This is a genomic window from Archangium sp. (assembly GCF_036389735.1).
GTDB lineage: Bacteria > Myxococcota > Myxococcia > Myxococcales > Myxococcaceae > Archangium.
In genome coordinates, this window is the sequence record NZ_DASVWK010001045.1 from 1 (window position 1) to 10,747 (window position 10,747).

Below are 10,747 nucleotides of genomic sequence, written 5' to 3' on the forward strand. Positions count from 1 at the left end.
AGTGGTTGTTCTCGATCCACACCGGGAGCACGGACATGCCCTCCAGCCTCACGGGCGCGCCCGGTGCGGGGCGTGCGAGCGAGAGCCGCAGCAGCAGGGAGTCGCGCTTGGTGCCGCTCTCCTCCGACGACCGCCGGCCATGGAGGTAATGCCTGTCCTGGTTGGCGATGAGGTTGCCCAGCGAGAAGGCCACGAGCGTGTCGCGCCCCGAGGAGGTACGGTAGGACTCGATGGGCTGAAGCACGTGGGGGTGGTGACCGATGACGGCGAGTGCACCGGCCTCGAGCAGGGCGTGGGCCAGCCTCCGGTCCTCCGGGTGCGGCGCGTGCGAATACTCCTTGCCCCAGTGGATGGCGACGATGAGCACATCGCAGCGCCGGGACGCGGCGCGGACCAGCTCCACGGCGGACGCGGGGGCCAACCAGCTCCCGCTCGCCTTGCCGTGGTAGGGCACGTAGGCGACATGGGGCGAGACGTCTGGCTCCATCGGATTGCTGCCGCCATTGAGCCACCGGGTGAAGGACAGGAAGCCGATGCGCATGCCCCGCCTCTCGACGATGAGGGGCTCCCACGCGGCGGCCTCGGAGGGGCCCGAGCCAACGCCCCGGAGACCAACCTCGGCCAGGTGCTTCCACGTGGCGGGGATGCCCGCGCGGCGCTGGTCGAAGGCATGGTTGTTGGCCAGCGAGACGACGTCCACTCCGGAGGTGGCCAACGCGCGCAGCATGGCGGGCGGCGCGTCGAAGAGGAGGGGCCGGGTACGGGCGTTCGGGTCCCCGCTGACGGGCGTCTCCAGGTTCACCATCGCGAGGTCGGCGGTGCGCAGCACGTCCGCGAGGGGCCCGAAGACATGGTCCCAGCCCTCGTTGTTGAGCGTCCGGGCGGGGCGGGCATCCCCCGAGGTGGTGCGCGCGTGGTCGGCCGCGGCCTCCTTCACCTCACCATGGGGGATGACGTCCCCACCGAAGACGAGCTCCACCCGGTCGGGCGTGGCGACACACAGCAGGGGGACGAGCAGGAGCAACGGCGCGGACACGCCTCCACGCTAGCCGAGCGGGCGGCCTGGAGGACAGGCCCCCCGGCTCCCGGCCACCCGTTCCCAGCGTCACCCTGAACGGGAGGGCGACATGCCACCCCGCCTGGTGAAGTCGTGGAACAGCATCCAGTCCGGCCTCTGGTTCCAGCCCGTGCTGTTCATGGCCGCGGGCCTGCTGCTTGGCCTGGGATTGCCGCTCCTGGAGCGCGCCTGGCCACAGCTGGACAGGTGGCTTCAAGCCACCTGGGTGGCCACCTACATCCCCAGCTCACCGGGCAGCAGCCGCGAGGTGCTCATCGGCATGGCGGCGGCGCTCGTCACCGTGATGACGGTGGCGGCCTCCATGACGATGGTGACGGTGCAATTGGCCTCCTCGCAGTACACGCCGCGGCTGCTGCACCGCTTCATGGCGGACCGCACCACGCAGCGGGTGCTCGGCACCTACCTGCTCACCGTGGTGTACCTGCTGCTGTTGCTCGGGGTGATGGGGACCCGGGAGGAGCAGCACCAGGGGCTGCCCATGCCCGTCCTGTCCCTCGGGCTGGCCCTGCTGCTCACCCTGTTCTGCCTGCTGCTGCTGCCCCAGTTCCTCCACCACGCCGCCCGCTCCGTGGATGCCAATACCATCATCACGAACATCGGGCGCGAGTGCATCCGGGAGTTGGAGTCGTTGAACCTCGCGGGAGAGCAGGAGCTGAGTGACACCCTGCCCGGCCCCGACGAGGAGCCCACCGTCCTCGCCGCCACCGAGACGGGGTATGTCCAGCTCGTGGACCCTCGGCGGCTGCTCGCGGCCCTGCCTCGGGAGGTCCACACGGTGCGGCTCGACGTGCGTACCGGGGACTTCCTCTTCCCCGGGCTGCCGCTGCTGTCCCTCTGGCCCGAGGTGACGCTGAGCGAACGACAGAAGGCGCGGCTGCATGCCGCCTTCGCGGTGGGGCGCACCCGCACCACGCAGCAGGACGTGCTCTATGGCGTGCGGCTGCTCGTGGACATGGCCCTCAAGGCGCTCTCGCCAGCCATCAACGACGTCACGACCTCGGTGCTGGTGGTCAACGAGCTGGGGGCGGTCGGGCGCGCGGTGGCGGCCAGGGGGTGGCTCGGCCAGGGGTGGTGGAGGCGGCACTACCGCGGCGTGACGCTGCTGCGCCCCGGCTTCGGGCTCGGGCCCTTCCTCCAGGACGCCTTCGGGGAGATTCCACTCGCCGCCACCAACCAACCGCGCGTCCTGCTGCGCATCCTGGAGGTGCTCGCGCAGATCGCCAGCGTGGTGCCGGAGGCGACGATGCGGATGATGCTCGTGCAGACCGGCCGAGCGGTGTACGAGGCGGCCCGCCTCTCCGAGCAGCGAGATCGGGACGTGCGGCTCATCCAGGAGCGCTGGAGCCAGCTCCAGAAGGAGGCCACCCAGCCGGGGGCCCTGCCGTGTGAGACCGTCCACTGACGCGGGGCCCCGCTGCTCGTACCGGAGCGGTATGCAAGTTCTTGATGCTGGATGCGGGCGTGACCTACGCGATCAGCGGCGATGGCCGCATCCTCCGGCGGCTCCTCGATGGCGAGCCCGAGGGGCCTGTCAGCCCGGAACCACCTGATGCCGGGGTCCAGGGAGTGCCCATGGCGCCGGGCACCGCCCCCAGCCTGGAAACCCACCCCAACGAGCCGTCGAACTTCTTGCCGCCACAGTGGCTGGACGGCGGTTGAAACCGGCCGGGTCGGATCCGCTTCTACGCGCGTAGAAGTGGAACCTGCCCGGAGCGGCGGCGGAGAAGCCCTCCTCCGCCCCCCGCCCCCTGCGGTCAGGGAGCCACAGCCCCCGGCGACTCCCAGTCCTTCCGAGGACTTACGGCGCCACGCTCCCCTGGCCCGCCGGCTGCATTGCCACGGCTCGCACCCGTCCAGTCCGAGGAATCCCATGCGAGCCGCACTCGCCGCGCTCATCGTCTGTCTTCTGTCCGTCTCCACCTCCGCCCAGGAGTCGTCCGAGACGCCCTGCCCCGCTCCCGCCTCGCCCCTGAACTCCGGCGCCATCACGCAGGGCACCCTGGTGGCGAGGCTGCGCCGCCACGCCGCGACCCAGGGCTGCCCCGAGTCCCAGCCCCAGCACTTCAGCCTCAAGCGCACCGAGGTGGACGCCGAGGTGAGCGGCTTCCTCGCCAGCGTCTCCGTCACCCAGGTCTTCGAGAACCCCTACTCCGAGCCGCTCGAGGCCCTCTACGTCTTCCCGCTGCCGGAGAAGGCGGCCGTGGACGCCATGGAACTCGTCATCGGCCAGCGCGTCATCCGCGGCGTCATCCAGACGCGCGAGCAGGCCCGCGACACCTACGAGCGCGCCCGCGCCGAGGGGAAGACGGCCGCGCTGCTCGACCAGGAGCGCCCCAACCTCTTCACCCAGTCCGTGGCCAACATCCTCCCCGGTGAGGAGATCCGCGTGCGCATCCACTACGTGGAGCGGCTCGTCTACGAGAGCGGCAGGTACAGCTTCAACTTCCCCATGACGGTGGGCCCGCGCTTCATCGGCGGCGAGCCCCTGGCCTTCCGCCAGGGCGAGGGCACCGCGCCCGACACCACCACCGTCCCCGATGCGAGCCGCATCTCCCCGCCGGTGCTGCCCCCCGAGGTGCGCAGTGGCCGCGACATCCGCGTCACCGTGCGCCTGGACGCGGGCGTGCCCGTGCACGAGACGCGCTCCACCTCGCACGAGGTGACGGTGACGCGCGAGGGCCCCAGCCGCGCCCGCGTCGAGCTGGCCCCGGGCGACCGCATCCCCAACAAGACCTTCACCCTGGAGTACCGCGTGGCCGACGCGCTCATCCGCCCCGCCGTGCTGGTGCACCGCGAGCCCGGGGCCGAGGAAGGCTACTTCCTCGTGCTGCTCAACCCGCAGCTGGAGCCGAAGCAGGAAGAGGTGGTGCCGCGCGAGCTGTACCTCGTGCTGGACACCTCGTGCTCGCAGTCCGGGCAACCCATCGAGAAGTCCAAGGCCGTCGCCGCCGAGGTGCTGCGCCACCTGCACCCCGAGGACACCTTCCAGGTGCTCAACTTCGACACCCAGGTGACGAAGTTCGCCCCCACCGCCGTGCCCGCCTCGCCGGAGAACGTGCAGCGCGCCCTGCCCTACGTGGCCAACTTCTGGGGCGGTGGCGGCACGGACGTGCGCGTGGCGGCCGAGGAGGCCATGGTGCCCGCCAACGACCCGGCCCGTCTGCGCATGGTGCTGTTCATGACGGATGGCTTCATCGGAAACGATGACCAGGTGCTCGGCACCCTCCAGGAGCACCTGCGCGAGGAGACACGCGTCTTCAGCGTGGGCGTGGGCAATGACGTCAACCGCTACCTCGTCGCGAAGATGGGCGAGGTGGGCCGTGGCGCCTCCACCTTCGTCAACCTCCGCCGGCCCGAGGACGAGGTGGCCCGCGAGTTCGAGTCGCGCATCCGCGGTCCGGTGCTGACCTCGGTGCGCGTGGACACGGACGGGCTGCCGGTGTCGGACGTCTACCCGCGCGTGGTGCCGGACCTCTTCAGCGGCCAGCCCCTCTTCCTCATCGGCAAGTTCCACGGCACGGGCGAGGCCCTGCTGCGCATCACCGGCCGGGTGCGCGGGCAGGAGCGCCGCTTCGAGGTGCCCCTCTCCCTCCCCACTGCCGCGCCGGAGCACTCGGCCCTGCGCAGCCTGTGGGCACGCCAGCGCATCGAGGAGCTGACGGTGGAGAACCACCGGGGCGAGCGGCCCGAGGTCGTCCAGGCCATCACCGCCACGTCGCTCGAGTACGGGCTGATGAGCAAGTACACCTCCTTCGTCGCGGTGGAGGAGGTGGCGCGCACGCGGCCGGGCGGTGAGTCCGTGCGCGAGGTGGTGCCGGTGGAGCTGCCCGAGGGTACCTCGTACGCGGCCGTCTCCGGCGAGCTGAGCCGCGAGGAGATTCCGCCGGGCGACCCCATCATCTCCGTGCAGGCCCCGAGGAACGCGCGCCGGGTGACGGCCTACTTCCCCTTCGGCCTGGTGAAGCCGCTCACCTTCGATACCGTCTCGGGGTACTGGCGGGGCCGCTTCCTGGTGCCCCTCTGGGTGGAGGACGGGTACTACGACGTGCTGGTGGCCGTGGAGATGAAGGACGGTACGGTGCGCCGCCGCGAGGTGCGCTACCGGCTGGACTCCAAGGGCAACGACATCGAGGTGACGCTGTCCACGCGAGTCCTCGTGCCCGGCCAGACGCTGCGGCTGGACGTGGACGCGGTGGAGGCCACCAAGGAGGTGAGCGTCTACGGCGGGCTCTTCGGGGACGAGCAGCACCTGCTGGAGGCGCGTGACGGCCTGCGCTTCACCCGGGAGCTGACCGTGCCCGCCGGCACCGAGCCCGGGGAGTACGAGCTGGTGCTCGTGGCCCGCGACCCGGCCGGCAACCGCTTCGAGCGCCGCGAGAAGGTGCGCGTCGCCCTCTCCCTCGAGGAGTAACCCATGCTGCTCTCCACGCTGACCGCCGCCCTGCTCTCCGCCACCGTCACCAACACCGAGACGGTGCATGATCTCGCCACCTACAACGGCCACGTGGTGGCCTGCACCGAGGGAGGCCTGGAACTCTTCACCCGCTCGGGCCGCCCGGTGCGCACGCTGACGGTGGAGGACGGCCTGCCCAGCCACTTCTGCCGCGCGCTGGAGGTGGCCGGCGACCGACTCTTCGCGGCCACGGATGAGGGCGTGGTGGTGCTCGATTCCCGGTGGCGGGTGGAGCCGGTGGTGGGGGCGAAGTGGCACGCGCTTCCGGCGGTGGGTGGCATGGACGCGGAGCTCTACCGCGCCGCGCTCGGGTGGCTCTCGGAGCGGCTGACGGCGGGCCCCACGTACACGGCATTCACCGAGAGCTATCTGGGCACGGCGGACGGGCGGGTGCTGGCTCCTGGCGCGGGACGCACGTGGACGGTGCCGGGCCCGGTGCTGCTGCTGGAGGAGTCGGGCGACACGCTGCGGGTGGGCACCTCCGAGGGCGCCTTCACCCTGGGGCCGGGTGGGCTCGTGTCACTACCGGTGCCGACGGGGCCGCTCGCGTACGCGCACGGAGTGGACGGGGAGACGCGGGTGCTCGGGAGCGAGGGCGAGGCACGGCGCTGGAGCGCGAGCACGGGCGAGGCCCAGGCCCTGCCCAGGGGAGCCACGAGCGCCCTCGACGTGGAGGGCGTGGCCTGGGTGGGCACGCGCGGCCAGGGCGTCTTCCAGCAACAGGACAAGGCGTGGAAGCGGGCGACGCCCACGGACCAACTCTGCGGCAACCACATCACCGCGCTGGCGCGGCACCAGGGCCGGCGGGTCGTGGGCACCTTCGACCGGGGCGTGTGCTGGGAACTGCCCGACGGCCGGTGGCGCACCTTCCGCACGCCGAACCTCCCGAGCAACCACGTGCTCGGCCTGGCCAGTGATGGGAAGAACCTCTACGTGGCCACGATGTACGGGCTCGGCCTCCACGACGGCAAGGCGTGGACGCAGCTCGCCTACGGAGGCCGCAACCCGGTGGCGCTTGGAAAGCTGTCGGTATTGGCGGCGGTGGCGGGTACCGGGGATGGGCTCGCCTTGGTGGATGGGCGTGGCGCCTCCTTCGTGAAACCAGCGAGCCAGCCGCTCGAATTGGTGAAGCGGCTGCCGCTGCCCGAGGGCTGGAGCAGCCATGTCTCGGTCGCGGACGGCGCCGGAGGTTTCCTCTGGGTCGCGAGCGAGGACCGGGGCCTTCTGCGCTGGGATGGCACACAGTGGACGCGCTTCCACGATGGGAAGGACCTCACGGACAACTGGGTGACGGCGCTCTCCGTGGACGCGGCGGGACGCGCGGTGGCCGGCACGTGCCAGGACGGCTTCAGCTACTTCGATGGCATGCGCTGGACGCGGGTGCGGGACGTGGAGGGCCTGCCGAGCCGCTACATCGTGTCCGCGGCGCTGGTGCCGGGTGGGGCTCTGGTGGGCACGTTGCTGGGCGCGGCAAACTACGACGCGGCGAGCGGCACGGTGCGCCCGCTGCCCCGGCTCGCGGATCCGCGCGTGTACGCCATCTCCGTGGAGGAGGACACGGTCCTCTTCGGCACCGAGGGCGGCCTCTCCCAGCTCGCATGGAGCGTCCCGGCCACCGTCAGCCAGCGGTGAGGGGCTTCACAATCTGCTCCGTGAGCATCATGTGTGGACGACGCCCATGCAGTAGGCTCTCATTCCTACGCAGGGCGTTTCCCGAGGAAGAGGGCATGATCACTCACTTCGAAGTTTCGAACTTCAAATCCCTGAAGGACCTCAGCATTGACCTGAGTGGGTTCATGGTGCTCGTTGGCCCTAATGGAGCCGGAAAGACGAATCTGGTCCGCGCGCTGGAAGTATTCGGGGAACTCCTCAGCCGGGGAACGGTAGAGTCCATTCAAGAACATGGATACGATCAACTCATCCGACGAGAAAAGCGGCCCGCGCGAGCTGGCCTGCACTTTTCACTCCGCTTACTCCTGCCATCTCACATCATACACCAACATTTCAAAATCTGGGCCATATACAAAGGAATTCAAATCAACCCCCAGGAAATCCCATCAGGGCCATTCATCTTGGAGGTTGGTATTGTAGTAAGCGGCTCGGTCCACAGCAATGAAGTGAGCGTTACCCGCGAGGAATTTCGCCTCCACAGTGCCCAAAGCGAACTTGCCATCATCCGGGATGAACGCGGCAGAACCATAGACGTAGGTAACGATCCCCACCTATGGCGCCTGCTCATCAATGAAATGGGATTTACGACCACAGCAGAGTTGAATTCCCTCCTAAGCAATCCATCTGCAAATCTGGTAAAGAAACTTCTCACAAAAAATTTCGAACAACTCCCTCAAGTCGATATCGATCCACAGCTTCTGTGGTTGATCAATTGGCAGCGCCGCCCATCCGCGATGATGACGTACTTAAGAGATGTCAGTCGGGTGACACGCCTGCGTCTGGATGCGACCGCTTTGAGGAAGGACTTCGCCTTCGAAGATCATCGTGAATCCCTGCTCGGCCCTACGGGAGAAGGGTTGGCTTCAGCCGTCTCCAAACTGAGAGGCCCCAAGTCCACTCCAAGCCCTCAATTCCGCAAGGTTCTCGAAGCCCTCCAAGAGGTCTATCCCCGCATCGAAGATGTCATCGCACGGCGCATCCCCTCCGGTCACCTGATCCTCCTCTTCAAGGAGCGCGGCATCTCCGAGGAACTCGGCCAGGGCAGTATCTCGGACGGAGTGCTCCACGCTCTGGCGCTGCTAGTGGCACTAAACCAAGGCGGCTCGGGTCAACCCGGCCTGCTCGCCATCGAAGAGCCCGAGAATGCCATCCATCCGTGGCCCCTCCGGAAGCTCATCGCACGTGCGCAGCAATCGTCCCGGCAGATCATCCTCACGACACACTCAGAAACGGTCGTGAACGCCGTCACCAATCCCGAGACCCTCTACCTCGTGGAGAACGATGACAAGCGAGGCACCATCGTTACCCAAGCCACCGAACGAGAAGCCGCGCTGAAGGCCATCCTGGAGGAGAGCGGACAGCGCCTCGGGGACGTGTGGCTCGATGGCTCGCTGGGAGGCGTACCGGGAGGGGAGTCGTGAGCCGAGAGCATTCGAGAAAACGGCGCTCGGAAATACAACCCACCATCGGGCTCATCGTCGAAGGCGATGCGGAGTTCGCGGCCTTCCCGCTGCTGCACAAGAAGAAGCTCGTGGCGGGCTGCCCGCCGTTGAAGCCCATCAACCTCGGCGGTGTGGGCGCTGACAACAAGCCAGCGGGGGTCGCCAAACTCCTGGCCCCCAAGGTCATCCAGCATCAGGTCGCGGGCCGCACCCAGGTGGTCATCTGCATCGACCGCGAGCACCGGGCGCTCTGTGCACCGGGATTCGCCTCGGCCGTCACGGAGGCACTCAGGGTCGAGCTACAGAGACGGGGCAAGCCCTCGACCGATGTGCATGTCGTCATCGCGGATCGCGCTTTCGAAGCGTGGCTCCTGGCGGATGCGAAAGGCCTGCATCAGCGGAAGGTCTTCAAGCGTGCCCCCCATTTCCACAGCTTCGAGGGACAGCTCGGGGAGCGCCAGCTCAAGGGAGAAGTTGAGTTGACCACCCTCCTTGGACGTCCCTACGCGAAGACCAAGGATGGTCCGGACATCTTCACGAAACTGGACTTCACCACCGCGCGCACTCATGCCAAGGGGGCCTCGGGCTCGAAGAGCCTCGACAAGTTCCTGCGGACACTCGGAGTTTGAGCCGCGCCCCATGCGACTGAGCCACGCACAGGCGCTGCTGGACTCCTCCTTCCAGGGCCTGGAGGAGGCCGCCGCCCGGATGTACGAGCCCGACGACGTCCGCTTCGACAAGCGACTGAGCGCCGTGTGGCTCGAGTACCGCTGGTACACCCACGAGCGGGGCCTCGCCGAGGTCTTCGTGAAGTGGCGGCGGGTGGAGAAGGAGGCGTGTGCCCAGGCGGACGTGTCCGTGCTGCGCATCCACCTGCTGGGACACTCGGCCGTGCTCGCCGAGCGCGCGCGGCGGGTGCTGGAGGCGGGTACGCCCTCGCCAGGGAAACTGCTGGAGCTGTTCGGCGAGGATGGGGTGAAGCGCGAGAGCAGCACGGAGGGCGCTACCCACATCACCCTGGAGCAGTGGCCCCACCCGTTGCCCCAACCGCTGCTGCCCGAGGAGACCTTCCAGGCGCTCTCCGCGGTGCTGGTGGACCCCGGCGCCACCTTCGAGGACCGGCACGAGGCGGTGGACCGGTTGTGCCACGAGCGCAGCCCGCGCGTGGTGGGCACGCTGCTCGCCGCGCTGGAGGTGGGCCCCTCGCTGTCCGCCCTGCGCCGGCTGTCCGAGTGGGGCGAGCCCGGTGCCCTGCCCCACGTGGAGCGGGCGCTCGCGGCCGTGGCCCCGGACAACCCGGGGGACCTCTGGGCCCTCACCGCCCTGCAACGGCGACTTCAAGCCTGGGAGCGCGCGCGCACATGAACGTCGAGAGACTGGGACTCGTGGGGATGGCGCTGGTGGCCGGGCTGCTCGCGTCTGGCTGCTCGGAGCGGTCCTCACGGAGCGTGGAGCCCCGAAATGAGCCACCGGGGACGGGCCAGCTCCTGAAGCGGAAGGTGCACGGTCGCGCGCTGGAGGGCAACGCGCTCGGGGACCCGGCGGATCAGGACGTCCACGTGTACCTCCCGCCGGGCTACGCCTCCTCGACCGAGCGCCGCTACCCGGTGCTCTACCTGCTCCACGGCTTCAACGGCTCGCCGGAGATGTGGACCTCGTCCCTCCAGGAGGTGAAGGAACTCATCGTCGTCATGCCCAATGGGGCGAACCGCCTGGGGGGCTCCTTCTACCTGGACTCGGCCGTCACTGGCGGCTGGGAGGACTTCATCGTCCGCGAGGTGGTGGGCTACGTGGACGCCAACTACCGCACCCTGGCCCAGCCGGCGAGCCGGGGCATCGCGGGGCACTCGATGGGCGGCTATGGCGCCCTGCGGCTCGGCATGCGGCACCCGGACGTCTTCGGCGCCGTGTACGCGATGGCGCCGTGCTGCCTCGCCCTGGAGGAGGACCTCGGGCCCGACAATCCCGCGTGGGGCCGACTCGCCACGTTCAAGGACCGGGCCCAACTGGAGGCCGCCGCGCGGCAGGGGGAGTTCTACCCCCTCCTCCTCTCCGCGCTCGCCGCCGCGGTGTCCCCCAACCCCCACCACCCGCCGCTGCTCG

At 69.1% G+C, this 10,747-nt stretch carries 9 protein-coding genes; 8 read left to right on the top strand and 1 reads right to left on the bottom strand.

Annotated elements, in window-relative coordinates; genetic code table 11:
- On the bottom strand, nucleotides 1-1,036 hold a 1,036-nt coding region (locus VF794_RS37320; RefSeq protein WP_331118054.1), incomplete at its 3' end, for a CapA family protein.
- A gap of 91 nt (nucleotides 1,037-1,127) precedes the next feature.
- Between VF794_RS37320 and VF794_RS37325 the strand changes: the two genes are divergently transcribed.
- The 8 genes from VF794_RS37325 to VF794_RS37360 all read left to right on the top strand — a co-directional run.
- Nucleotides 1,128-2,480 carry a DUF2254 domain-containing protein gene (locus VF794_RS37325; protein WP_331118056.1) on the top strand — a complete coding sequence of 451 codons (1,353 nt, stop codon included), beginning with the start codon at nucleotides 1,128-1,130 and terminating at the stop codon, nucleotides 2,478-2,480.
- A 59-nt stretch (nucleotides 2,481-2,539) separates the two neighbouring features.
- Nucleotides 2,540-2,737, top strand: coding sequence for a hypothetical protein (locus VF794_RS37330; RefSeq protein WP_331118058.1), 198 nt, complete (start codon nucleotides 2,540-2,542; stop codon nucleotides 2,735-2,737).
- Nucleotides 2,738-2,948: 211 nt separating this feature from the next.
- On the top strand, nucleotides 2,949-5,489 hold the full coding sequence (locus VF794_RS37335) for a VIT domain-containing protein (protein ID WP_331118060.1): 2,541 nt from the start codon (nucleotides 2,949-2,951) through the stop codon (nucleotides 5,487-5,489).
- Nucleotides 5,490-5,492: 3 nt separating this feature from the next.
- The gene (locus VF794_RS37340; protein WP_331118062.1) at nucleotides 5,493-7,163 is read left to right on the top strand and encodes a hypothetical protein; all 1,671 of its coding nucleotides are present in this window, start codon (nucleotides 5,493-5,495) and stop codon (nucleotides 7,161-7,163) included.
- Nucleotides 7,164-7,258: 95 nt separating this feature from the next.
- Entirely contained in the window at nucleotides 7,259-8,623 is a 1,365-nt protein-coding gene (locus VF794_RS37345; protein ID WP_331118064.1) for an AAA family ATPase, read from the top strand.
- Nucleotides 8,620-9,273, top strand: coding sequence for a DUF4276 family protein (locus VF794_RS37350; protein ID WP_331118066.1), 654 nt, complete (start codon nucleotides 8,620-8,622; stop codon nucleotides 9,271-9,273). Before VF794_RS37345 ends, VF794_RS37350 begins: the two co-directional genes overlap by 4 nt.
- A 10-nt stretch (nucleotides 9,274-9,283) precedes the next feature.
- The gene (locus tag VF794_RS37355; RefSeq protein ID WP_331118068.1) at nucleotides 9,284-10,009 is read left to right on the top strand and encodes a hypothetical protein; all 726 of its coding nucleotides are present in this window, start codon (nucleotides 9,284-9,286) and stop codon (nucleotides 10,007-10,009) included.
- Nucleotides 10,006-10,747 (top strand): alpha/beta hydrolase (locus VF794_RS37360; protein ID WP_331118069.1); only part of this gene is annotated, 742 nt, incomplete at its 3' end. The genes VF794_RS37355 and VF794_RS37360, both read left to right, overlap by 4 nt.

Coding starts and splice junctions, on each gene's coding strand:
- VF794_RS37325 (WP_331118056.1), top strand. CDS start 1,128: ATGCCACCCCGCCTGGTGAAGTCGTGGAACAGCATCCAGTCCGGCCTC.
- VF794_RS37335 (WP_331118060.1), top strand. CDS start 2,949: ATGCGAGCCGCACTCGCCGCGCTCATCGTCTGTCTTCTGTCCGTCTCC.
- VF794_RS37340 (WP_331118062.1), top strand. CDS start 5,493: ATGCTGCTCTCCACGCTGACCGCCGCCCTGCTCTCCGCCACCGTCACC.
- VF794_RS37345 (WP_331118064.1), top strand. CDS start 7,259: ATGATCACTCACTTCGAAGTTTCGAACTTCAAATCCCTGAAGGACCTC.
- VF794_RS37355 (WP_331118068.1), top strand. CDS start 9,284: ATGCGACTGAGCCACGCACAGGCGCTGCTGGACTCCTCCTTCCAGGGC.